This window comes from Pseudorhodoferax sp. (genome assembly GCF_047601025.1).
Lineage (GTDB): Bacteria > Pseudomonadota > Gammaproteobacteria > Burkholderiales > Burkholderiaceae_C > Pseudorhodoferax.
The window spans coordinates 1,391,701-1,415,369 of the sequence record NZ_JASGJZ010000001.1; the positions used below are offsets into that span (position 1 = coordinate 1,391,701).

20 protein-coding genes are annotated in these 23,669 nt (G+C 71.6%); 5 read left to right on the forward strand and 15 right to left on the reverse strand.

What is annotated here, in order from left to right; translation table 11 throughout:
• Positions 1-6 precede the first annotated feature (6 nt).
• Genes QM782_RS06565 through def form a run of 6 tightly spaced genes read right to left on the reverse strand, consistent with a single transcriptional unit; the run spans position 7 to position 4,363 of the window.
• The gene (locus QM782_RS06565; RefSeq protein WP_415202111.1) at positions 7-1,200 is read right to left on the reverse strand and encodes a phosphoglycerate kinase; all 1,194 of its coding nucleotides are present in this window, start codon (positions 1,198-1,200) and stop codon (positions 7-9) included.
• Between the two features lie 50 nt (positions 1,201-1,250).
• Positions 1,251-1,592 (reverse strand): AzlD domain-containing protein, encoded by a 342-nt coding sequence (locus QM782_RS06570; RefSeq protein ID WP_415202112.1) that lies wholly within the window; start codon positions 1,590-1,592, stop codon positions 1,251-1,253.
• Positions 1,589-2,326 (reverse strand): AzlC family ABC transporter permease, encoded by a 738-nt coding sequence (locus tag QM782_RS06575; protein WP_415202113.1) that lies wholly within the window; start codon positions 2,324-2,326, stop codon positions 1,589-1,591. The genes QM782_RS06570 and QM782_RS06575 overlap by 4 nt, the downstream gene beginning before the upstream one ends.
• The gene (locus QM782_RS06580) at positions 2,326-3,342 is read right to left on the reverse strand and encodes a methionyl-tRNA formyltransferase (protein ID WP_415202114.1); all 1,017 of its coding nucleotides are present in this window, start codon (positions 3,340-3,342) and stop codon (positions 2,326-2,328) included. The genes QM782_RS06575 and QM782_RS06580 overlap by 1 nt, the downstream gene beginning before the upstream one ends.
• A gap of 7 nt (positions 3,343-3,349) precedes the next feature.
• Positions 3,350-3,805: a hypothetical protein gene (locus QM782_RS06585; RefSeq protein ID WP_415202115.1), complete on the reverse strand. Its 456-nt coding sequence runs from the start codon at positions 3,803-3,805 to the stop codon at positions 3,350-3,352.
• A 39-nt stretch (positions 3,806-3,844) separates the two neighbouring features.
• A complete protein-coding gene (gene def / locus QM782_RS06590) occupies positions 3,845-4,363 on the reverse strand; it encodes a peptide deformylase (RefSeq protein WP_415202116.1) in 519 nt (172 codons plus the stop codon).
• Positions 4,364-4,524: 161 nt separating this feature from the next.
• On the opposite strand from def, the gene QM782_RS06595 reads away from it, so the two are divergent.
• Together QM782_RS06595 and dprA are read left to right on the forward strand one after the other, a co-directional pair.
• Positions 4,525-5,724, forward strand: a complete 1,200-nt coding sequence (locus tag QM782_RS06595) for a LysM peptidoglycan-binding domain-containing protein (protein WP_415202117.1) — start codon at positions 4,525-4,527, stop codon at positions 5,722-5,724.
• 25 nt (positions 5,725-5,749) lie between these two features.
• Complete coding sequence (dprA, locus tag QM782_RS06600) at positions 5,750-6,889, forward strand: DNA-processing protein DprA (RefSeq protein ID WP_415202118.1); 1,140 nt, start codon at positions 5,750-5,752, stop codon at positions 6,887-6,889.
• Here the strand turns inward: dprA and QM782_RS06605 are convergent.
• The 5 genes from QM782_RS06605 to QM782_RS06625 all read right to left on the reverse strand — a co-directional run bounded on the left by QM782_RS06605 (position 6,886) and on the right by QM782_RS06625 (position 16,279).
• Positions 6,886-9,261 carry a DUF1631 family protein gene (locus QM782_RS06605; protein WP_415202119.1) on the reverse strand — a complete coding sequence of 792 codons (2,376 nt, stop codon included), beginning with the start codon at positions 9,259-9,261 and terminating at the stop codon, positions 6,886-6,888. The two genes, dprA and QM782_RS06605, sit on opposite strands and share 4 nt — an antisense overlap.
• A 16-nt stretch (positions 9,262-9,277) precedes the next feature.
• Positions 9,278-10,228 (reverse strand): protein translocase subunit SecF, encoded by a 951-nt coding sequence (secF, locus tag QM782_RS06610; RefSeq protein ID WP_415202120.1) that lies wholly within the window; start codon positions 10,226-10,228, stop codon positions 9,278-9,280.
• A 15-nt stretch (positions 10,229-10,243) separates the two neighbouring features.
• Positions 10,244-12,133 carry a protein translocase subunit SecD gene (secD, locus tag QM782_RS06615; protein ID WP_415202121.1) on the reverse strand — a complete coding sequence of 630 codons (1,890 nt, stop codon included), beginning with the start codon at positions 12,131-12,133 and terminating at the stop codon, positions 10,244-10,246.
• Positions 12,134-12,175: 42 nt separating this feature from the next.
• Positions 12,176-12,508: a preprotein translocase subunit YajC gene (gene yajC / locus QM782_RS06620; protein ID WP_415202122.1), complete on the reverse strand. Its 333-nt coding sequence runs from the start codon at positions 12,506-12,508 to the stop codon at positions 12,176-12,178.
• Between the two features lie 168 nt (positions 12,509-12,676).
• Positions 12,677-16,279 carry an indolepyruvate ferredoxin oxidoreductase family protein gene (locus QM782_RS06625; RefSeq protein ID WP_415202123.1) on the reverse strand — a complete coding sequence of 1,201 codons (3,603 nt, stop codon included), beginning with the start codon at positions 16,277-16,279 and terminating at the stop codon, positions 12,677-12,679.
• Positions 16,280-16,444: 165 nt separating this feature from the next.
• Between QM782_RS06625 and QM782_RS06630 the strand changes: the two genes are divergently transcribed.
• Positions 16,445-16,924 (forward strand): Lrp/AsnC family transcriptional regulator, encoded by a 480-nt coding sequence (locus tag QM782_RS06630; RefSeq protein ID WP_415202124.1) that lies wholly within the window; start codon positions 16,445-16,447, stop codon positions 16,922-16,924.
• Between the two features lie 226 nt (positions 16,925-17,150).
• On the opposite strand, the gene mrdA is transcribed toward QM782_RS06630, so the two are convergent.
• The 4 genes from mrdA to QM782_RS06650 are packed head-to-tail and all read right to left on the reverse strand — an operon-like array spanning position 17,151 to position 21,693.
• Positions 17,151-19,187 carry a penicillin-binding protein 2 gene (gene mrdA, locus QM782_RS06635; protein WP_415202125.1) on the reverse strand — a complete coding sequence of 679 codons (2,037 nt, stop codon included), beginning with the start codon at positions 19,185-19,187 and terminating at the stop codon, positions 17,151-17,153.
• A gap of 28 nt (positions 19,188-19,215) precedes the next feature.
• On the reverse strand, positions 19,216-19,746 hold the full coding sequence (mreD, locus tag QM782_RS06640; protein ID WP_415202126.1) for a rod shape-determining protein MreD: 531 nt from the start codon (positions 19,744-19,746) through the stop codon (positions 19,216-19,218).
• Complete coding sequence (mreC, locus tag QM782_RS06645; RefSeq protein ID WP_415202127.1) at positions 19,743-20,633, reverse strand: rod shape-determining protein MreC; 891 nt, start codon at positions 20,631-20,633, stop codon at positions 19,743-19,745. The genes mreD and mreC overlap by 4 nt, the downstream gene beginning before the upstream one ends.
• Before the next feature lie 16 nt (positions 20,634-20,649).
• Complete coding sequence (locus QM782_RS06650; protein ID WP_415202128.1) at positions 20,650-21,693, reverse strand: rod shape-determining protein; 1,044 nt, start codon at positions 21,691-21,693, stop codon at positions 20,650-20,652.
• Between the two features lie 204 nt (positions 21,694-21,897).
• Between QM782_RS06650 and gatC the strand changes: the two genes are divergently transcribed.
• Positions 21,898-22,197 (forward strand): Asp-tRNA(Asn)/Glu-tRNA(Gln) amidotransferase subunit GatC, encoded by a 300-nt coding sequence (gatC, locus tag QM782_RS06655; RefSeq protein WP_415202129.1) that lies wholly within the window; start codon positions 21,898-21,900, stop codon positions 22,195-22,197.
• Between the two features lie 2 nt (positions 22,198-22,199).
• Positions 22,200-23,663: an Asp-tRNA(Asn)/Glu-tRNA(Gln) amidotransferase subunit GatA gene (gatA, locus tag QM782_RS06660; protein ID WP_415202130.1), complete on the forward strand. Its 1,464-nt coding sequence runs from the start codon at positions 22,200-22,202 to the stop codon at positions 23,661-23,663.
• The last annotated feature ends 6 nt before the right edge of the window (positions 23,664-23,669 follow it).

Genomic DNA, 23,669 nt, shown 5'->3' on the forward strand with positions numbered 1-23,669 from the left:
GGCCGCTCAGCCCGCCGCGCGCTTGCCCAGGATCTCGAACGCCGGCAGGGTCTTGCCCTCCAGCACTTCGAGGAAGGCGCCACCGCCGGTAGAGATGTAGCCCACGTCCTTCTCGATGCCGTACTTGGCGATCGCGGCCAGCGTGTCGCCGCCGCCGGCGATGCTGAAGGCGCTGCTCTCGGCGATCGCGCGGGCGATGGCCTCGGTGCCCTTGGCGAAGGCGTCGAACTCGAACACGCCGACCGGGCCGTTCCAGACGATGGTGCCGGCCTGCTTCAGCTTGGCGGCCAGCAGCGCGGCCGTCTCGGGGCCGATGTCCAGGATCAGGTCGTCCTCGGCCACGTCGGCGGCGGCCTTGACGGTGGCCGGCGCATCGGCCGCGAAGGTCTTGGCCGTCACCACGTCGACCGGGATCGGCACCTCGGCGCCGCGCGCCTTCATGGCCTCGATCACGGCCTTGGCCTCGCCGACCAGGTCGGGCTCGGCCAGGCTCTTGCCGATCGGCAGCCCGGCGGCCAGCAGGAAGGTGTTGGCGATGCCGCCGCCGACGACCAGGCCGTCCACGTTCTTGGCCAGCGACTGCAGGATGGTCAGCTTGGTGCTGACCTTGGAGCCGGCGACGATGGCCACCAGCGGGCGCCTGGGACTCGCCAGCGCCTTGGTGATGGCGTCGATCTCGGCCGCCAGCAGCGGGCCGGCGCAGGCGACCGGCGCGAACTGCGCGATGCCGTAGGTCGTCGCCTCGGCCCGGTGGGCGGTGCCGAAGGCGTCGTTCACGTAGATGTCGCACAGCGCGGCCAGCTTCCTGGCCAGCGCCTCGTCGTTCTTCTTCTCGCCCTTGTTGACGCGGCAGTTTTCCAGCAGCACGACCTGGCCGGGCTGCAGCGGCACGCCGTCGACCCAGTCCGCGACCAGCGGCACCTCGCGGCCCAGCAGCTCGCCCAGGCGCCGGGCCACCGGGGCCAGCGAATCCTCGGGCTTGAACTCGCCTTCCTTCGGACGGCCCAGGTGCGAGGTCACCATCACGGCCGCGCCGGCGTCCAGCGCCATGCGGATGCAGGGCACGGAGGCGCGCACGCGCGTGTCCTCGGTGATGTTGCCGGCGTCGTCCTGCGGCACGTTCAGGTCGGCACGGATGAACACGCGCTGGCCGGCGGCCTTGCCCTGGGCGCACAGGTCGGAAAAGCGGAGAACGTTCATGGTGATGGCGTTGGAAGGGTGGAAGAACAACCCGCCATTGTAGGAACGCCCTACCAGCCCAGCCCCAGGTGCAGCGGCAGGTACACCGCCATGCCGGCCAGCATGGTGCCCAGCACGCCGCCGCGCCGGAAGTACCAGGCCGCGCCGGCCGCGGCCGCGAACAGCCGCGCGTCCTGCCAGGTCGCGATGAGGTGGCCCTGGCTCATCACGATCTCGGGCGCGACCACGGCCGCCAGCGCCGCCACCGGCGCATAGTGCAGCGCGCGGAGCGCCCACTCCGGCAGGCCCCAGGGCCGGTCCAGGATGAAGAAGAAGCAGCGCGTGAGCACCGTCACGCCGGTCAGGCCGGCGATCACGGCCAGCGTGGTCCAGTCGGCCCAGGCCCCGCTCATCGCGCGTCCTCGTCGGGGTTCAGCTCGAGCTGGCGCTCCAGCCAGAAGCAGGCCAGCACGGCGACGCCGATGGCCACCACGATGTTCAGCTTCAGCGGCAGCGCGTAGGCGGCCACGGCCGTGGCCGAGGCGATCAGCGCGGCCAGCACGCGCAGCCGGGTCGTCGCCATGGAGCAGACGATGGCCAGCAGGCTCAGCACGCCGGCGAAGCCCAGCCCCCAGTGCGTGGGGATGGCGCTGGCCAGCGCGATGCCGAGTAGGCTCATGCCCATCCAGGCCAGCCAGGCCACGCAGTAGCCGCCGGTCAGGTAGGCTTCCTGCGCATCGCGCTCGGCCGGCGTGGTGCCGGGCCGGGGATGGCGGCGCGTGAACATCGCATAGCCCATGTCCGCCGTCAGGTAGCCGTGCAGCATGCGGCGCCAGCGCGGCAGATGTATCAGGTAGGGCCGCAGGTGCAGGCTGAACACCACGAAGCGCAGGTTCACGCAGAAGCCCGTGGCCAGGATCACCCAGATCGGCGCGCCGGCCACCAACAGCGGCAGCGCCGCCAGCTGCGAGCTGCCGGCGTAGACCAGCAGCGTCATGGCCACCGCCTCGACCACCGACAGGCCGGACTTGAGCATGGCCACGCCGGTCATCAGCCCCCAGGCGCCGATGCCCAGGGCCACCGGCAGCATCTCGCGCCAGCCCTCCCGGAACGCCGGCCGGCGCCGGATCTCCGTGGACAGGAACATCAGGCCGCCGCGGCGTCGAAGACCTGGCCGGCCTGCACCGCGAAACCGGCCAGGAAGGCCGCGGCCGGCAGGCGCCGGCCGCCGGCGCGCTGCAGCTCGGTCAGGCGCAGCACGCCCTCGCCGGCCGCCACCGCGATGCCGGCCGCATCGGCCTGCAGCACGGTGCCAGGCGCGGCCTGGGCGGCACCGGGCAGGGCCTCGGCCGCCCAGCACTTGATGGTCTCGCCACCGAGCCGGGCGATGGCGCCCGGGAACGGATCGAACGCGCGCACGCGGCGCTGCAGCACGGCGGCCGGCAGCCGCCAGTCCAGCGGCGCCTCGGCCTTCTCGATCTTGTGCGCGTAGGTCACGCCTGCGTCGGGCTGCGGCTGCGGGCGCAGCGTGCCGGCCTCGGCCCGGCGCAGTGCCTCGACGATCAGGCGCCCGCCCAGCACGGCCAGGCGGTCGTGCAGCTGCGCCGTGCTGTCGCCGCCGATGGCCAGCCGCTCGGCGAGCAGCATGGCGCCGGTGTCCAGGCCCTCGTCCATCTGCATGATGGTCACGCCGGTCTCGGCGTCGCCGGCCTCGACCGCGCGATGGATGGGCGCCGCGCCGCGCCAGCGCGGCAGCAGGCTGGCGTGGATGTTCAGGCAGCCGAAGCGCCGGGCGCCCGTGCCCGGCGCGGCGGCGTCCCCGTGCCCCGCGGCCGGCGGGCCCATGCTGTCCAGCACCCAGCGCGGCAGGATCAGGCCGTAGGCGGCCACGACCATGGCGTCGGCCTGCGCAGCCAGCAGCGCCTCGCGCACGGCCGCGGCGTCCTCCGGGTACCGGCCGTCCAGCCGCAGGCTGCGCGGCTGCGCCACCGGCCAGCCGTGCTGCTGCGCGAACTGCTTGACCGGCGAGGCCTGCAGCTTCATGCCCCGGCCGGCCGGACGGTCCGGCTGGGTCAGCACCAGGGGGATCTGGAAGCCGGCGGCGTGCAGGGACTGCAGCGCCACCCGCGCGAACTCGGGCGTGCCCGCGAAGACGATGCGCATGGAATGCTCAGTGGAGGACCCGCCGCATGGCGTGCCAGTCCATGCCCTGGTGGGCACGGCGCACGATGCCGGCGTGGTCCAGGTAGACCCAGTAGTAGAGGTCGGTGGCGCCGCTGCGCCAGCGGTAGGTCAGGATCGGGCCGTCCCAGCTGCTGACGCGCTCGCGGTCCGGCGCGGGGCCGAACTCGCGTTCGACGTCGGCGCGCGTCCAGGAACCGTCCGTGGCGATGCGGGCGAACTCCTGCTCCGTCAGCACCTGCCGCACGCGGACGACTTGGCCGGCCGCATCCAGATCGACCATCCAGGCCTGCTGGCCGGCCGGCTGCTGCGTGTACTGCAGCCGCTCGCCGCCCTGCAGGGAGACGCTGCGCGTGGGCTGGCCCCAGGCGGCGAATACCTGGGCGCGCGTCATGCCCGGCTGCACGACGGCGCAGCCGGCGAGCCAGACAGCGGCCAGCGCCATGGCAATCCGGCGCGGAAGGCAGCGCATGGGCGATGGGGGCTAGGCGGACTCGCGCGCCAGCTCGCGCTGGGCCTTGAGCATCCGGGTCTTGATGCGGTTGCGCTTGAGCGGCGAGAGGTACTGGACGAACACCTTGCCGAGCAGGTGGTCCATCTCGTGCTGGATGCAGACGGCCAGCAGGCCGTCGGCCTCGACGCTGCGCGAGCGGCCATGCTCGTCGAGCGCTTGCACGCGCACCTGGCTGGCGCGCTCCACGCCGTCGTAGACGCCGGGCACGGACAGGCAGCCTTCGTCGCCCAGGCTGCGCTCGGCGCTGGCCCAGGTGATCTCGGGGTTGACCAGCACCAGCGGCGTGTCGCGCTCCTCGGACACGTCGATCACGATCACGCGCTCGTGCACGTCGATCTGGGTGGCGGCCAGGCCGATGCCCTTGGCCGCGTACATGGTCTCCAGCATGTCGGCGACGAGCCGGCGGATGCGGTCGTCCACGACCGCCACCGGCTTGGCCACCTTGTGGAGCCGGGTGTCGGGATACTGGAGGATGGGAAGCAAGGCCATGGACAGCGAGGAAGCGGCAAGAACGGCAGGTGTGGCTATTTTCGCCACTTTCAACCGGGCGCTCGCAGGCCGGGCGCAATAATCGTTGTTCGGCCAGGGGCTACGACGCACAATTGCCGACGCTTTTTTGCGCATTTTCTGAACAGTCTTTGGTGCAACGCATGACGCACAACCGCCTCGGCACGGCCACGCTGGCTGCCGCGGCCATGCTGGCGGCGCTGCCGGCACTGGCCCAGCCCACCCCCGCCGTCACGCCGGCCCAGCGCGACACCGCTGCCCAGGTGGCGCAGCGTGGCGTGGCGCTGTCCGAGCTGGCGCCGAACGCGCCGGACAGCTACACCGTCAGGAGCGGCGACACGCTGTGGGGCATTGCCGGCCTGTTCCTGGCGCGCCCCTGGCGCTGGCCGGAGCTGTGGGGCATGAACCTGCAGCAGATCCGCGACCCGCACCTGATCTATCCCGGCCAGCAGCTGTTCCTGGACCGCAGCGGCGGCCGCGCCGTACTCGGCACGCGCGCGCCGGACGGCGGGCTGCAGACGGTGCGCGTGTCGCCGCGCGTGCGCAGCACCTCGCTGGCCGACAGCGCGCTGCCCACGCTGCAGCCCGGGCTGATCGAGCCCTTCCTGACCGAATCGCTGATCGTGGCGGAGAACGCGCTGCAGCAGGCCCCGCGCATCGTGGCCACGCGCGAGCAGCGGGTGATGCTGTCGCCGGGCGACCGCGCCTACGCCCGCGGCTCGCCCGCGGCACCGCTGGCCGCCGCCGCGGGCGACGCGCCGCAGAACTTCCGCGTCGTGCGCGACGCGGTGCCGATCAAGGACCCGACGTCCGGCGAGGTGCTGGGCTACGAGGCCTACTACCTCGGCAAGGCCACGCTGGCGCAGCCCGAAGGCACGCGCGAGACGCGCGGCCGCGACGGCAAGCCCGCGGTGGAGATCGTGCCGGCCGCGCTGAGCATCCTGTCGTCCAAGGAAGAGATCCGCATCGGCGACCGGCTGCTGCCCGAGCCGCCGCCGGAGCTGCGCAGCTACACGCCGCACGCGCCGGCGGCGCAGATCGAAGGCCGCGTCGCCTCGATCTACGGCATCGCCATCCCCAACACCAATGCCGCGCAGAACCAGGTCGTGGCCATCAACCGCGGCACGCGCGACGGCCTGGAGCGCGGCCACGTGCTGATGGTGCTGAGCGATGGCGGCACCATGGTCGACGGCACCGATCCGGCCAAGCCGGTCATGAAGCTGCCCGACGAGCCGAACGGGCTGCTGATGGTGTTCCGCACCTTCGAGCGCGTGTCCTACGGCCTGCTGCTGGACATCCGCACCGGCGTGAAGGTCGGCGACCGGCTCGTCACGCCGCGCTGAGAAGCCGGCGGGAACGGCGCCGCCGATGGAACGCAGCGAACTCGACGCCTGGCTGCGGCTGCTGGGCACGCCCGGCGTCGGCAACGCCACGGCGCGCCGCCTGCTGCGCGCCTTCGGCACCCCCGAGGCGGTGTTCGCCCGCGACGAGGCCGTGCTGGCCCAGGCGGTGCCGGCCGGCGTGGCGCAGGCCCTGCGGCAGCCGCCGCCGGGCCACGCCGCGCTGCTGGAGGCCACGCTCGCCTGGCTGCAGGAGGCGCCGCAGCAGCGCCGCCTGCTGGCGCCCGGCCAGCCCGACTATCCCGCGGCGCTGCTGCGCATGGAGGATCCGCCGCTGCTGCTGCACGCGATGGGCGACTTCGCGCGCTGGCCGGCCTTCGTCGCCCGGCCCGAGGCGCCGCCGGGCCTGGCCATCGTCGGCAGCCGCCAGCCGACACCGCAGGGCCTGGCCCATGCGCGCCAGTTCGGCCAGGGCTGCGCCGCGGCCGGCTGGACCGTGGTGTCCGGGCTGGCGCTGGGCGTGGACGGCGCCGCCCACGAGGGCGCGCTGGCCGGCATGCCCGCCGACAGCCCGCAGCCGGCCACGATCGCGGTCGTCGGCACCGGGCTGGACCGGGTCTATCCCAAGGCGCACCGGGCCCTGGCGCACGCGATCGCGGCGCACGGCATGCTGCTGTCCGAATACCCGCTCGGCACGCCGCCGCTGGCCGAGAACTTCCCGCGCCGCAACCGGCTGATCGCCGGGCTGTCGCGCGGCACGCTGGTGGTGGAGGCAGCGCTGCGCTCGGGCTCGCTGATCACGGCCCGGCTCGCGGCCGAGCAGGGCAAGGAGGTGTTCGCCGTGCCCGGCTCGATCCACGCGCCGCAGTCGCAGGGCTGCCACGCGCTGATCCAGCAGGGCGCCAAGCTGGTGACCTGCCTGGAGGATGTGTTCGAGGAGTTCGGCGCACCGCCCGCCCCGCGCCCCGTGCCGGCCGAAGAGGCGCCGGCCGCGGCGGAGGACGCGGTGCTGGCCCAGCTGGGCTTCGACCCGATCGGCCTGGATGCGCTGGTCGCCCGCACCGGCCTGCCGGCGCCGCGGCTGCAGGCGCGCCTGCTGGAGCTGGAGCTGCAGGGCCAGGTCGCCCGCCTGCCGGGCGCGCTGTTCCAGCGCCTCGTGACCGGCTAGCCCGCCGGCACGGCCAGCAGCCGCTCCGGATTCGCGTCCAGCTTCTCCAGCGCCTGGCGCGTGGCGCGCAGCGTCAGCGCCTCTTCTTCCTGCGGGATCAGCAGGCCGGCCTGCAGGTAGGCGGCCACGCGCTTGATCTGGATCAGCGTGCTGCGCCCGTCCATGGACGCGAACAGGTACAGCTGCCGGCGCTCGCTGCGCCAGGCCAGCTGCACCTGGCTGACCTTCTGGTTGTGGTCCAGCGTGAACCAGTGGCCCACCTGGAGTTCGCGCGCCCAGTCCAGCATGGCGTCGCCGGGCCGGGCACCGGCGTCGGGGATCACGTCGATCGACGAGGCGTCGATGCCCAGCATCAGCTCGATGCTGTCGGCGTCCAGCGCCAGGTCGCCCATGCTGTCGTCGCTGACGAAGTCCTCCAGGTTGGCCAGGCGCTGGGCCATCTGGTCGATGCGGGCCTGCGGGATCGCCTCGGTCTTGGACATGAAGGCGTCGGCCAGCGTGTCGCTGATGCGCTTGATATGGCCTTCCTGCACCGGCGAGGCCAGGCCCAGCAGCGTCATGCCCTGGCGCAGGCGCTGCAGCAGCTGCGGCAGGCTCTGGATCACGCGCGTGCGGTCGGCCCGGTTGGGCTTGGCGCTGGCGGCCCAGACCAGGTCGGCGGCCGAACGCTTGAGCGCCACGGTCTCCTCGTCCTGCGGACCCTTGCGCACGGCGGCCATGGCCAGCACCTCGGCCCAGACCTTGAACAGGAACTCGCGCACCTCCTCGCGCACCGGCATGTCCTGCAACAGGTTGCGCAGCTCGATCGTGTACTGGATCGCCAGCGTCTCCTTCTGCTCGACCTGCTGCGCCACGCTGACCACCTTGGACGCCGCGCCCTTCTCGGTCAGGTACCGGGACAGGAACTTCTGGAACTCGTCGTAGACCAGCTGGAACACGCGCCGGCCGGTCTCCGGGTACTGCTCGATGACCTGCACCACGCGCCGGATCTCGGCCTCCAGCGCGCTGCCGCCGATGGCGCGGGCGTCGAAGCCCAGCACGCAGGAACCCATGCGGTCGATCAGCTGGCGCGCCGGATGGTTCAGCGTGCCGAAGAACTCCGGCTCGGCCAGCGCCACCCGCAGCACCGGCAGCTGCAGCCGGGCGAACCACACGCGGATCGCCGCGGGGATGCGCTCCTCGGCCAGGATGCTCTGGAACATCAGCGCCACGATCTCGATCGTGGCCTTCTCGCTGTCGGTGGCGGCCTTGCGCTTGAGCTCGTTGGAATGCTCGCGCAGCACGGCGGCCGCGCGCACGACGTTGGCCTGGGTGTAGCCGCCGGTGCCGGCCGGCTCGGTGTCGCCGAGCAGCAGGTCCGAGTCGAACACCACGTGCCGGCTCCTGCGGATGGCGTCGGCCAGCGTGGGCGAGATCTCCTGCTTGGCCGTGGGCTCGAAGAAATGGCCGGCCTGCTCGCTCAGCACGCGGCGCAGCTGGCCCAGCACGCCCTGGGCGCGCCGGCGCGCGCGCGCCAGCGGCGACAGCGGCGCCTCGCCCGCTGCACCGCCCTCCCCTCCGCCTGCCGGCTGCGCCGCGGGCGCCGCGCCGCGCGGCGCAGGACCGGGCGCCGCGGCAGCAGCGCCGATGGCCGTCGCCATCCAGCCGGACGACGACGGCACCGGCGCCGGCGCGCTCCGCGCCGCAGCCGGGGCGGCGCCGGGGCCGGCCATCTGGGTCAGCCGCACGCGCTGGCGCAGGTCGGCGTCCGGCTGCACGCCGGCGGCCCTCAGCAGGGCGTCGCAGGCCTTGCAGGCCTGCAGCATGTCGCCGGCCAGATGGCGCTGCAGCGTGTCCATGACCAGCGGCAGGCTGCTGCGCTGCAGGCCGGCCACGGTCCATTGCTCGACCAGCAGCAGCATCAGCGCCTCGGGCCGCAGCACGTCGTGCTCCGGCAGTTCCTCGCGCCGCTCGAGATGCTGCACGCCCACGCACAGCTCGGCCAGCGGGCCGCCGGCGCGCTCGCGCAGGGCCAGCGCCAGGCGCGAGGCCTGGATCTTGTTCTCGACCGCCTCGTCGCCGACGAGCTCGAGCTGCAGGTCGCCCCCGGCCGCGGCCGGCCGCGCGGCCACCGGGGGCGCGCCGACGGCCTGCGCGGCCCGCCGCCAAGCGCTGGCGGTGCCCTCCTCCCAGGCCCGGCCGTGGCTCTGGAACAGCGTCCAGGCGTCCCGGCGCTCCTGCATCTCGCGCACGGAGCTGACCTGCTCCAGCGCCTCGGTCAGCCGCTCCTTGACGGCCGCCCCGAGCTCGCCGAGCCCGCGGCACATCTCGGCGACGAAGCGCTCGCGCGTCCGGCGCGCCAGGGCATGGTCGGAAGGAGCTTGGGAGGCCATGGGAAGGCTGTGGGTGTCAGACGACGGCGCCAGCGTTGGGGTCGTTCGGATCTTCCTCCTTCTTGGCCGCCTTCACCAGATCCTCGCGCTTGACGCCCAGCCACATCGCGATGGCCGCCGCGACGAAGCACGACGAGTAGATGCCGAAGCAGATGCCGATCGTCAGCGCCAGCGCGAAGTAGTGCAGCGTGGGCCCGCCGAAGAAGAACATCGACAGCACCACGAGCTGCGTGGAGCCGTGCGTGATGATGGTCCGGCTGATCGTGGAGGTGATCGCCGAATCGATGACCTCCTGCGTGGACAGCTTGCGGTAGCGCCGGAAGTTCTCGCGCACCCGGTCGAAGATCACCACCGACTCGTTGACCGAATAGCCCAGCACCGCCAGCACCGCCGCCAGCACCGCCAGCGAGAACTCCCACTGGAAGAACGCGAAGAAGCCCAGGATGATGACCACGTCGTGCAGGTTGGCGAACACCGTGGACACGGCGAACTTCCACTCGAAGCGGAACGCCAGGTAGATCATGATGCCGGCCACCACCACGGCCAGCGCCTTCAGGCCCTTGCTGGTCAGTTCCTCGCCGACCTGCGGGCCGACGAACTCCACGCCGCGCAGCGCGACGGCCGGATCGGCCGCCCTGAGCGCCTGCATCACCTGCTCGCTCTGCTGCGTGGCGTTCATGTCCTTGCGCGCGGGCAGGCGGATCTGCACGTCGCGCGAGCTGCCGTAGGCCTGCACCAGCACGTCGGAATAGCCGAGCTTGCCGACGGTCTCGCGCACCTGGCCGATGTCGGCGGACTGCTGGTAGGCCACCTCCATCACGGTGCCGCCGGTGAATTCCACCGACAGGTGCAGCCCGCGGTGGAACAGGAAGAACACCGCCAGCGCGAAGGTCACGAAGGAGACGATGTTCAGCACCAGCGCGTGGCGCATGAACGGGATGGTCTTGCGGATGCGGAAGAATTCCATGGTCGTGCCCCCGCCTTACTTGGTCTGCACGGCGACGTCGCCGCTGTCGTTCCCGGGCCGCCAGACCGTGCCGATGGACACGCTCTTGAGCTTCTTCTTGCGGCCGTACCACAGGTTCACCAGCGCGCGCGAGAAGAACACGGCCGAGAACATCGAGGTCAGGATGCCCAGGCAGTGCACCACCGCGAAGCCGCGGATCGGCCCGGAGCCGAAGGCCAGCAGCGCCAGGCCGGCGATCAGAGTGGTGACGTTGGAATCGAGGATGGTGCCCCAGGCGCGGTCGTAGCCGGCGTGGATGGCCGCCTGCGGCGAGGCGCCGGCGCGCAGCTCCTCGCGGATGCGCTCGTTGATCAGCACGTTGGAGTCGATCGCCACGCCGATCGCCAGCGCCATGGCCGCGATGCCGGGCAGCGTCAGCGTGGCCTGCAGCATGGACAGCACGGCCACCAGCAGCAGCAGGTTGAACGCCAGCGCGATCGAGGAGAACACGCCGAACAGCGCGTAGTAGGCGCACATGAAGACCATGATCGCCAGGAAGCCGTACAGCACGCTGTTGAAGCCCTTGCTGATGTTGTCCGCGCCCAGGCTGGGGCCGATCGTGCGCTCCTGGATGATCTCCATCGGCGCGGCCAGCGAGCCGGCGCGCAGCAGCAGCGCGGTGTCGTTGGCCTCGGTGGTGGTCATGCGGCCGGAGATCTGCACGCGGCCGCCGCCGATCTCGGTGCGGATCACCGGCGCGGTGACGACCTCGCCCTTGCCCTTCTCGAACAGGATGATGGCCATGCGCTTGCCGACGTTCTCGCGCGTGACGTCGCGGAAGATGCGCGCGCCCTTGCCGTCCAGCGTCAGGTTGACGGTCGGCTCCTGGGTCTGGCTGTCGAAGCCGGGCTGGGCGTCGGTCAGGTTCTCGCCGGTCAGCACCACCTGGCGCTTGACGATGACGGGCTGGCCGGCGCGGTCCGGATAGCGCTCGGAGCCGAACGGCACGGCGCCGCCGCCGGTCTCGGCGCTGCGCGCCTCGGTGCTCTCGTCGACCAGGCGCACCTCCAGCGTGGCCGTGCGGCCCAGGATGTCCTTGGCCTTGGCCACGTCCTGCACGCCGGGCAGCTGGACCACGATGCGCTCCAGGCCCTGCTGCTGGATCACCGGCTCGGCCACGCCCAGCTCGTTGATGCGGTTGTGCAGCGTGGTGATGTTCTGCTTGAGCGCGGCATCCTGCAGCCGGCGCGCGGCCTCGGGCTTGATGCTGGCGACCATGCGCCAGACGTTGCCGTCCTGCGTGTCGGTGGCCGTGAGGTCGGGGAACTGGTCCTGCAGCACGCGCCGGGCGGCTTCCAGCGCCTCGCGGTCGCGGAACGTGATCTCCACGGCCTGGCCGTTGCGGTTGACCGAGGCGCCGCGGATGTTCTTGTCGCGCAGCGCCACGCGCAGGTCGCCGGCGAAGGACTCGGCACGCTTGTCGATGGCGCCCTTCATGTCCACCTGCAGCAGGAAGTCCACGCCGCCGCGCAGGTCCAGCCCCAGGTACATCGGGTGGGCGTTCAGCGCCGTCAGCCAGGCCGGCGAGCGCGACACCAGGTTCAGCGCGACGATGTAGGACGGGTCGGCCGGATCGGGCACCAGCGCATGCTGCAGCGCGTCGCGGGCCTTGAGCTGCTGGTCCGGCGTCGCGAAGCGCGCGCGCACGGAGCCGGCGTCCTGCGTGACCAGGTCGGGCGCGACGCCGGCCTCCTGCAGGATCTGCTCGACGCGCACGCGGGTCGCATCGTCGACCTTGACCGTGGACTTGCCGGCGGACACCTGGACGGCCGGTGCCTCGCCAAAGAAATTGGGCAGGGCGTAGATCAGCCCCAGAAGCAGCACGACCACGATGGTCGCGTACTTCCACACCGGATATCGATTCATGATCGTGTGCGCCGCGGGCGGCGCGCTCCTCGCAACGACGGCTTACTTGATGGTGCCCTTGGGCAGCACCTGCACCACGGCATGGCGCTGCAGCTGCACTTCCACGCCACTGGCGATCTCCACGCTCAGCGTGCCTTCGCCCACCTTGGTGACCCGGCCCAGCAGGCCGCCGGCGGTGGCGACCTCGTCACCCTTGGCCAGCGCGTCGATCATGGCGCGGTGCTCCTTCTGCTTCTTCATCTGCGGCCGGATCATGATGAAGTACAGCACCACGAACATCAGCAGCAGCGGCAGCATGCTGCCCAGCGAGGACATCAGGCCACCGCCGCCGGCAGCGGCAGGGGCGGTTTGCGCGAAAGCGGAAGAAATCAGCACGGAGCGGCTCCACAAGAGGGTGCAAGGTCGGATGGCGCGCGCAGCGTGGGCGCGCGGCCCCGCGCATCGCATGCGCGCGGGGCGGACGAAAAGCATGGGATTGTATGCCCCGGTCTGGGGCGCGCCGGGGAGGCCCCTGCCGGCGTAAGGCCGGCGGCGCGCCCGGCGTCAGGCCGCGCGGGCCGGCGCCGCCGGATCGCGGAAGGCGGCCTGCAGCTGCGCCCAGCGGCGCCGCGCAGCCGCGAGGTTGCGCTCCTTCACGTGGCCGTAGCCCTTGATCTGCTCCGGAATGCGCGCGATGTCCAGCGCCACGGCATGGTTGGCGGCGTTCAGGCCGGCCAGCACCTCCTCGATGCTGGCGCGGTATTCGGCGATCAGCGCACGCTCGGCCCGGCGCTCGGCGCTGCGGCCGAACGGATCGAGTGCACTGCCGCGCAGGCCCTTGAGCTTCGCCAGCAGACGGAAGCCGGTCAGCATGGCCGGGCCGTACTTGCGCTTGAGCAGTTCGCCCTTGTCGTTCTTCCGCGCGGTCAGCGGCGGCGCCAGGTGGTAGTGCAGCGTGTAGTCGCCCTCGAACATGCCCTCGATGCGCTGCAGGAAAGCCGGATCGCTGTGCAGCCGCGCGACCTCGTACTCGTCCTTGTAGGCCATCAGCTTGAACAGATAGCGCGCCACGGCCTCGGTCAGCGGCAGGTGCCGGGGCGTGCCCATGGCCTGCTCGCGCGCGCGCACCTTGTCGACGAAGGCCTGGTAGTCGGCGGCGTAGGCGGCGTTCTGGTAGTCGGTCAGGAAGGCGACGCGGCGCGCGACCAACTGGTCCAGCGTGTCGCGCTTGCGCAGTTCGATGACCTGCTGGCCGGCAGCGCCGAGCAACCCGCCGAGGGACGCCGGGTCGGCGGCCGCCCGGCGGCCCCATTCGAAGGCCGCCTTGTTCTGCTCCACGGCCACGGCGTTCAGCTCGATCGCGCGCAGCAGCGAGGCGCGCTCCAGCGGGATCCAGCCCTTCTGCCACGCATAGCCCAGCATCATCGGGTTGGCGTACAGGGTGTCGCCCATCAACTGCCTGGCGGCCGTGTCGGCGTCGAAGCGGCCGAGCGCGGCCTCGCCGACGATCTGCGCCAACTCGGCCGCGCAGGCCGCGGCCGGGTTCTGCCAGTCGGTGTTCTTCACGAAGGCCGCGGTCGGCGCGCCATGCGTGTTCAGCGCCACGCGGGTGCGGCCCTCGCGCATGCGCACCGTGGTCTCCTTGCCGGCGGCGACCAGCGGGTCGCAGCCCAGCACCAGGTCGGCCGCGGCCATGGACACGCGCGTGGTGCGGATGTCGTCCTGGCACGGGCCGATCAGCACGTGGCTCCAGGTCGCGCCGCCCTTCTGCGCCAGGCCTGCTGCATCCTGCGTGACGATGCCCTTGCCCTCCATGTGCGCGGCCATGCCCAGCAGCTGGCCGATCGTGATCACGCCGGTACCGCCGACGCCGGCGACCACGATGCCCCAGGTGCCGGACAGCGGCGGGAGCGCCGGTTCGGGCAGCTCGCCCAGGGCGTAGGGCGACGGCGCCTGGGCCTTGGCCCGGCCCTTGAGCCTGCCGCCCTCCACCGTCACGAAGCTGGGGCAGAAGCCCTTCAGGCAGCTCAGGTCCTTGTTGCAGCTGCTCTGGTTGATCTGGCGCTTGCGGCCGAACTCGGTCTCCAGCGGCTCGACCGACAGGCAGTTGGACTGCACGCCGCAGTCGCCGCAGCCCTCGCAGACCAGCTCGTTGATGACCACGCGCACGGCCGGATCGACCGCCGTGCCGCGCTTGCGGCGGCGGCGCTTCTCGGTCGCGCAGGTCTGGTCGTAGATGATGATCGTGGTGCCGGGAATCTCGCGGAACGCGCGCTGGATCGCGTCCAGTTCGTCGCGGTGCCGCACCTGCACGTCGTCGCCCGGGATCGCGACGCCGCGGTACTTCTCCGGCTCGTCGGTCACGACGACGAGCTTCTTCACGCCCTCGGCGTGCAGGCTCTCGGCGATCTGCAGCACCGAATGGCCCTCGGGCCGCTCGCCGACGCGCTGGCCGCCGGTCATGGCGACCGCGTCGTTGTAGAGGATCTTGTAGGTGATGTTGACGCCGGCGGCGATGCTCTGGCGGATCGCCATCAGCCCGCTGTGGAAGTAGGTGCCGTCGCCCAGGTTGGCGAAGAGGTGCCGCTCGGTCGTGAACGGCTGCTGGCCGACCCAGGGCACGCCCTCGCCGCCCATCTGGGTGAAGCCGATCGTGCTGCGGTCCATCCAGGTCGCCATGAAATGGCAGCCGATGCCGCCCAGCGCGCGCGAGCCCTCCGGCACGCGGGTGGAGGTGTTGTGCGGGCAGCCCGAGCAGAACCAGGGCAGCCGGTCGGCGCCCTGCACGCCGCCGAGCTCCAGCTTCTGCATGGCGCGCTCCTTGGCCTGCAGGATCGCGAGCTGGGCGTCCACGCGCGCCACCATGTCGGCGCCGCCGGCGGCCAGCACGCCGGTCTTCTCCAGGCGCTGGGCCAGGGCCTTGGCGATCAGCGCCGGCGACAGGTCGGCATTGGCGCGCAGCAGCGTGTTCGCGGTCGGGTTGGGCATGGACCATTCGCCGCCCGAGAAATCGCCCTCGACCTCGTTGAACTTGCCGAGCACGTTGGGCCGCACGTCGGCGCGCCAGTTGTACAGCTCTTCCTTGAGCTGGTACTCGATGACCTGGCGCTTCTCCTCGACGACCAGGATCTCCTGCAGGCCGGTCGCGAAGTCGCGCGTGAGCTGCGCCTCCAGCGGCCAGACCACGCCGACCTTGTGCAGCCGGATGCCGAGCTGGCGGCAGGCGGCGTCGTCCAGCCCCAGGTCCAGCAGGGCCTGGCGCGTGTCGTTGTAGGCCTTGCCGCTGGCGATCAGGCCGTAGCGGTCGTTCGGCCCCGCGACCACGTTGTGGTTCAGCCGGTTGGCGCGGATGTAGGCCAGCGCGGCATACCACTTGTAGTGGAACAGCCGGGCCTCCTGCTCCAGCGCATGGTCGGGCCAGCGGATGTGCACGCCGCCGGGCGGCATCTCGAAGTCCGTCGGCAGCACGATCTGCACGCGCCCGGGGTCGATCACGGCCGTGGCGCTGGACTCGACGATCTCCTGGATCGTCTTCATGCCGGTCCACACGCCGGCGAAGCGGCTCATCGCGAAGGCATGCAGGCCCAGGTCCAGGATCTCCTGCACGTTGGCCGGGAAGAACACCGGCAGCCCGCAGGCCTTGAAGATGTGGTCGCTCTGGTGCGCGGCCGTGGAGCTCTTGGACACATGGTCGTCGCCGGCCACCGCGATCACGCCGCCCAGCGGGCTGGTGCCGGCCATGTTGGCGTGCTTGAACACGTCGGAGCAGCGGTCCACGCCCGGGCCCTTGCCGTACCAGATGCCGAACACGCCGTCGAAGCGGTTGCTGCCCGGCGGCGCGAAGCCGAGCTGCTGCGTGCCCCAGACCGCGGTGGCGGCCAGTTCCTCGTTCACGCCGGGCTGGAACACGATGTTCTGCGCCTGCAGGTAGCTGGCCGCCTTCCACAGCATCTGGTCGTAGCCGCCCAGCGGCGAGCCGCGGTAGCCGCTGATGAAGCCGGCGGTGTTGCGTCCGGCCTGGGCGTCACGCAGGCGCTGCAGCATCGGCAGCTTGACCAGCGCCTGCACGCCGCTCATGAAGGCGCGGCCGTAGTCCAGGCTGTACTTGTCGTCCAGCGTGACCGTTTCCAGGGCCTTGCGGATGTGTTCGGGCAAAGGGGCGTTCATCGTGGACATCTCCCGGCGGGGGCGGCCGCCTCATGCACAGCGGGCATGCGCTCTTCATGCGCTCGCTTCTACGGACCAGTGTATTGAGCCGGTGCCGATATGTCCTTGCTTTCTATTCGCCGATTCCGGAACATCTGGAAAGATCATTTCCCAAAACACGCCGATATGGAAACACTCGACAAGTTCGATCGGAAGATCCTGCAAGAACTGCAGGCCGATGGCCGGCTCAGCAATGCCGAGCTGGCGCAGCGCGTGGGGCTGTCGGCCGCGCCGTGCTGGCGCCGCGTGCGGGCGCTGGAGGAAGCCGGCTTCATCAAGGGCTACCATGCCGAGATCGACCGCCGCAAGATCGGCCTCGGCGTGCTGGCCTTCGTGCGGCTGGATGCGGACCGCAACAGCGGCAACGTCACGCGCGAGCTGGAGGACGCGATCCGCACGCTGCCCGAGGTCGTGTCCTGCCACTACATCAGCGGCGCCGGCACCTTCGAGCTGCAGGTGGTGTCGCGCGACCTGGACAGCTTCGCGCAGTTCGCGCGCGAGGTGCTGATCAACCTGCCGAACGTGAAGGACCTGCACACCAGCTTCTCGCTCGGCGAGGTCAAGGACAGCAGCGCGCTGCCGCTGGGGCACCTGGAGCCGCGCTGAAACACCCGCTAGCTGACACGGGGCTGACACAGGGTTTATCCCGATGTTGAAAGCCTGACAAATTGTCTATATTTCCGCTTGTTGTTCGCCAGCCCCGGCTCGGTGAACGCGAGAGGTCCGAGGAGACATTCAGCATTCCAAGAACATCACTCAGACATCCACACGAGATGTTTACCCTGGCGCCGCTTCTGCGGCGCTTTTTTTTGCCCGGGCCGCAGCCCCTCCGTCAGCGCGCCACGGCCACGGCAGCCGGGCTGCGCGCCACCTGCAGCGGCGCGAGCCCGGCCAGGTCCGCCGCGTTCGCCGCGCCCGCAAGCGGCGGCGCTGGCAGGTCCGGCACCTCGGAGATCGCGCGCGGCTTGCCGACCGGCGGGCCGCCCTTGCCGGCGCGCACGTGCTCCAGGTCGGCCTCGCTCGGGTACAGGCCGGCGACCCAGAAATCGAACACGCGGCGCGCGATCGGCGCGGCCGCCTCGGCGCCCCAGCCAGCGTTCTCCACGATCAGCGCCAGCGCGATCTTCGGGTCGTCGGCGGGCGCGAAGGCCATGTACAGCGCATGGTCGCGCTGGCGCTCTGCTAGCGCCGCGGCGTTGTAGCGGCTCTTCTGCCCGATGGTGACGGCCTGCGCCGTGCCGGTCTTGCCGCCGGACACGTAGGGCGCACCGGCGAACACGCGCGCGGCCGTGCCCTCCTGCGTCACGCCGACCAGCCCGCGCCGCACCACGGCGATGTTGGCCGGCTGGTAGCCCAGGCTGCGGCCGGCTTCAGGCGCCACCGGGCGGCGCGCGCCGGTCGCGCCGTCCTCGATCTCCAGCGCAAGGTGCGGCGTGTGCTTCACCCCGCCGTTGGCCAGGATGGCCGTGGCATGCGCCAGCTGCAGCATCGTGAAGGTGTTGTAGCCCTGGCCGATGCCCAGCGAGATGGTCTCGCCCGCGTACCAGCGCTGCTGCTCGGGCCGGCGGTAGGCCTTGCGCTTCCAGGCCTGGCTGGGCAGCACGCCGCGCACCTCGCCGGGCAGGTCCAGCCCGGTGATCTGGCCGAAGCCCAGCGGCACCATGAAGTCGTGGATCGCGTCCACGCCCATGTCGTTGGCCAGGGCGTAGTAGTAGACGTTGCTGGACTTGACGATGCTGCGGTGCATGTCCACCGCCCCCAGGCCGTAGTCGCCGTGGCTGCGGTAAGTGTGGCCGGCGAAGGTCCAGGAGCCGGCGTCGTGGGTGATGTCGCCGGGCCGGCGCGCGCCGGTCTCCAGCGCGGCCAGCGCCATGAACGGCTTGTAGGTCGAGCCGGGCGGGTAGGTGCCGCGCAGCGCGCGGTTCAGCAGCGGGCGGTCGATGGACTCGTTCAGCGCGCTCCAGCTTTCCTGGTCGATGCCTTCGACGAACAGGTTGGGGTCGTAGGTCGGCTTGCTGACGAAGGCCAGCACCTCGCCGGTCTTGGGATCGAGCGCGACCAGCGCGCCGCGGCGGTCGCCGTACAGGTCTTCCACCAGCTTTTGCAGCCGCAGGTCGATCGACAGCACCACGGTGTCGCCCGGCGTGGCCTTGCTGCTGGCCAGCCGCCGCACGGCGCGCCCGCCGGCCGAGGTCTCGATCTGCTCGGCGCCGGCCTTGCCGTGCAGCTCCTTCTCGTAGCTCTGCTCGATGCCGAGCTTGCCGATGTACTCGGTGCCGCGGTAGTCGCCGTCCTCGTCGGTTTCCTCCAGCCGCTCCTTCTCGGCCGCGTTGATGCGGCCGATGTAGCCGACCACGTGCGCCGCCAGCGCGCCCTGCGGGTAGTAGCGGAACAGCCGGGCCTTGATGTCCATGCCCGGGAAGCGGTAGCGCTGCGCCGCGAAGCGGGCCACCTCCTCGTCGGTCAGCCGGGTGCGGATCGGCAGCGACTCGAAGTTGCGCGACTCGTCCAGCAGCTTGCGGAAGCGCCGCCGGTCGCGCGGCGTGATCTCGACGACCTGGGACAGCGCGTCGATCGCCGGCTCCAGCGGCCCGGCCTTGGACGGCGTGATCTCCAGCGTGTAGGCCGAGTAGTTGCTGGCCAGCACCACGCCGTTGCGGTCCACGATGTGGCCGCGCGTGGGCGCCACCGGCACCACGGCCGTGCGGTTGCGCTCGGCCTGGGCGCGCAGGTCGTCGTGGCGCATGACCTGCAGCACCACCAGCCGCGCGAACAGCCCGGCGAAGGCCAGCACCACGACCAGCCCGACCACGACCACGCGCCGGCGAAAGCCCGCGAGTTCGCGTTCGACGTCCTTGAACTCGGTCATGGAAGTGCAGGCGCGCGGCGGCGCTGTTTCAGAGCGGGCGATTGTCGTCCGGATCGGGCGCGCGGCGCTGCGGCAGCAGCAAGGCCACGCTGACGACGGGCCACAGCGCGGCCTCGATCAGCGGGCTCAGCAGCACCTGCCAGCCCGGGAAGAGGCCGCCGCCCAGCAGCCGCAGCACCCATTCGATGGCATGGGCCGCGACGAACAGCGGCAGCACCTGCAGCGCCTGCAGCGGCACCGCGAACCACAGCAGCCGCCGGTGGATCATGATGGCCAGGTAGCTCAGCACGGTGTAGGCCAGCGCGTGTTGGCCGAGCCAGGAAGCCTGGTGCACGTCCATGCACAGGCCGAACACGAAGGCCGTGCCCACGCCCACGCGCAGCGGCTGGTGCACGGTCCAGAACACCAGCACCACGGCCACCAGGTCCGGCGCCCAGGGCGCGCGGCCCCACAGGCCCATGTTCTGCACCATGTTCCCCAGCAGCGCGGCGATCAGGCTGCACCAGATGAAGAGCGGTCTGGCCGGCAGCAGCAGCTGCTGGCCGCGGCGCATGATCATCGCGCGGCCCCCTCGGCCGGCGCGTCCGGCGGCGCATCCAGCGGCTGCAGCACCATCACGTGCCGCACGCCGACCAGCCGCGCCAGCGGCCGGCAGTAGATCCGCGCGAAGGTGGAATCGGCCTGGCGCTCCACCGCCTCGACCTGGGCCACGCGCAGGCCGGGCGGGTAGACGCCGTCCACGCCGCTGGTGGTCAGCAGGTCGCCGGCCTGCACGTCGGAGTTGCCGGCCATGAAGCGCAGCTCCAGCACGCCGCCCAGCACGCCCGGGTTGCCATAGGCCACGCTGCGCGCGCCGGTGCGCACGTTCAGCACTGGGATGGCCTGGTCGCGGTCGATCAGCAGCGTGACCTCGCTGACCAGCGGCAGCACCCGCGTGACCTGGCCGACGACGCCGTCGGCGTCCACCACCGGCGATCCGGGCGCGATGCCGTGGGTCAGGCCGCGGTCGATCACGACCTTGCGCGTGTAGGGGTCGGCCGCGTCGTACAGCACCTCGGCCGCCTGGCCCGGCGCCGCCAGCCGGGCGCCCAGGCCCAGCAGGCTGCGCAGCTGCGCGTTCTCCAGCAGCAGCTGCTCGACCTGGCCGGCGCGCACGGACTGCTCGGTCATGCGGCGCTCGGCGGCGTCGGCGCGCGCCTGCACCGCGGCCAGGCCGTCCAGGTAGCCGCGCCCTTCCTGCAGCAGCCGAATCGGCTCGAGCGCGGCCATCTGCACCGGGTAGAGCACCGCGGCCACGGCCGCGCGCAGCGGCCGCATCAGCGTGAAGCGCGCGTCGGCCACCATCAGGAACAGCGCGAACGCGCTGAACACCATCAGCTTGGTCAGGGCCGACGGGCCCTGCTTGAAGAAGGGTGGCGGGGTCCTGTCCAGCGTACCGAGCGGCATCGCCTCCCCCCGGGAATCACTCGCTGGTGAAGATGGACCCCAGGCGGTCCATGCGCTCCAGCGCGGTGCCGCAGCCGCGCACCACGCAGGTCAGCGGGTCCTCGGCCACCAGCACCGGCAGGCCGGTCTCCTCGGCCAGCAGGCGGTCCAGGTCGCGCAGCAGCGCGCCGCCGCCGGTCAGCATCATGCCGCGCTCGGCGATGTCGGCGCCCAGCTCGGGCGGCGTCATCTCCAGCGCGTTCTTGACCGAGGCGACGATGTTGTTCAGCGGGTCGGTCAGCGCCTCCAGGATCTCGTTGGACGAGATCGTGAAGCTGCGCGGCACGCCTTCGGACAGGTTGCGGCCCTTGACTTCCATCTCCTTGACCTCGGAGCCGGGGAAGGCCGAGCCGATGTTCTTCTTGATGGCCTCGGCCGTGGGCTCGCCGATCAGCATGCCGTAGTTGCGGCGGATGTAGTTGATGATGGCGTCGTCGAAGCGGTCGCCGCCGACGCGCACGCTGCCCTTGTAGACCATGCCGCCCAGCGAGATCACGCCGACCTCGGTGGTGCCGCCGCCGATGTCCACCACCATCGAGCCCGAGGCCTCGGCCACCGGCAGGCCGGCGCCGATCGCGGCGGCCATCGGCTCCTCGATCAGGTAGACCTGCGAGGCGCCAGCGCCCAGCGCCGATTCGCGGATCGCCCGGCGCTCGACCTGCGTGGAGCCGCAGGGCACGCAGATGATGATGCGCGGGCTGGGCCGCAGCACGCCGCGCGGGTGCACCATCTTGATGAACTGCTTGAGCATCTGCTCGGTGACGGTGAAGTCGGCGATCACGCCGTCCTTCATCGGGCGGATCGCCTCGATGTTGCCGGGCACCTTGCCCAGCATGGCCTTGGCTTCCTTGCCGACGGCCTGGATGGTCTTCTTGCCCTGCGGGCCGCCTTCGTGGCGGATCGCGACGACCGAGGGCTCGTCCAGCACGATGCCCTTGCCGCGCACGTAGATCAGGGTGTTGGCCGTGCCGAGGTCGATGGCCAGGTCGGTCGAGAAGTACCGACGGAAAGCACCAAACATTGAAAAATTCCTCTCGGGGGCGCGGCGCGCTGCGGGCGCGCGGTCGCCCTTGCTTCAGATCGGTCGGGGATGAAATTCGGCGCGTCGGGCGGCCCGGGAAAGGCCGGTGCGCAAAGGCGGGATAATACCCGATCCCCCCGTGAAAACCCCTGTAGCGGCCCTGCTGCCGGGCGTTCGCGCGGCCCTGTTGCTTGCTTGTTTTCCATGGCCCTGACCCTTGACGACATCACCCGCATCGCCGACCTGGCGAGGCTGGAACTGCACGCGTCCGAGCGCGACCGCATGCTCGGCCAGATCAACGGCTTCTTCGACATCGTCGAGCGCATGCGGGCCGTGGACACCGCCGGCGTCGTGCCGCTGGCCCACCCGACCGAGGTCGTCGCCGACGTCCAGCTGCGCCTGCGCGAGGACCGCGTGAGCGAGCCCGACGACCGCGCCGCCAACCAGCGCAGCGCCCCGGCCGTCGAGCGCGGCCTGTTCCTGGTGCCCAGGGTGATCGAGTGAGCATGGCCTTCGACCCCACCTGGGCCTCCGTGGCCGAACTGGCCGGCAAGATCCGGGCGCGCGAGCTCTCGGCCGTCGAGGCCGCGCAGCATTTCCTCGCGCGCATCGCGCAGCACGGCCACCTGAACGCCTTCGTCGCGCTCGATCCCGAGGCCACGCTGGCCCAGGCCCGCGCGGCCGACGCGGCGATCGCCGCCGGCACGGCCGGCCCGCTGGCCGGCGTGCCGATCGCGCACAAGGACATCTTCGTCACGCGCGACTTCCCGACCACGGCCGGCTCGAAGATGCTGGCCGGCTACCGCTCGCCGTTCGACGCGACCGCGGTCGCGCGGCTGGCCGAGGCCGGCGCCGTGACGCTGGGCAAGCTCAACTGCGACGAGTTCGCGATGGGCTCGTCCAACGAGAACTCGGCCCATGGCGCCGTGCGCAACCCCTGGGACGCCGCGCGCATCCCCGGCGGATCGTCCGGCGGCAGCGCCGCGGCCGTGGCCGCCCGGCTGGTGCCGGCCGCCACCGGCACTGACACCGGCGGGTCGATCCGCCAGCCGGCCGCGTTCTGCGGCATCACCGGCATCAAGCCGACCTACGGCCGCGCCTCGCGCTACGGCATGGTGGCCTTCGCCTCCAGCCTGGACCAGGCCGGCCCCATGGCCCGCAGCGCCGAGGACTGCGCGCTGCTGCTGTCCTGCCTGTGCGGCCCGGACCCGGACCGCGACTCCACCTCGCTGGACCGCCCGGCCGAGGACTTCGGCCGCCAGCTCGACGCCCCGCTGGACGGCCTGCGCATCGGCCTGCCGCGGGAATTCTTCGGCGACGGCCTCGCGCCCGACGTACGCGCGGCGCTAGACGCCGCGCTGAAGGAGTACGAGAAGCTCGGCGCCCGCCTGGTCGAGATCTCGCTGCCGCGCACCGAACTGGCAATCCCGGCCTACTACGTCATCGCGCCGGCGGAGGCCAGCTCCAACCTCAGCCGCTTCGACGGCGTGAAGTTCGGCCACCGCGCGGCGCACTACGACGACCTGCTCGACATGTACCGCAAGACCCGCGCCGAAGGCTTCGGCGACGAGGTCAAGCGCCGCATCATGATCGGCACCTACGTGCTGAGCCACGGCTACTACGACGCCTACTACCTGAAGGCCCAGCAGATCCGCCGGCTGATCGCCGACGACTTCCAGCAGGCTTTCCAGGCCTGCGACCTGATCGCCGGCCCGGTGGCGCCCACGGTCGCCTGGCGGCTCGGCGACAAGGCCGGCGACCCGCTGGCCAACTACCTGGCCGACATCTACACGCTGCCCGGCTCGCTGGCCGGCCTGCCCGGCATGAGCGTGCCGGCCGGCTTCGGCGACGGCGGCATGCCGGTCGGGCTGCAGCTGCTGGGCAACTACTTCGCCGAGGCGAGGCTGCTGAACGCGGCGCACCGCCTGCAGCAGGCGACCGACTTCCACCTCCTCCATCCGCCTCTCTGACAACGC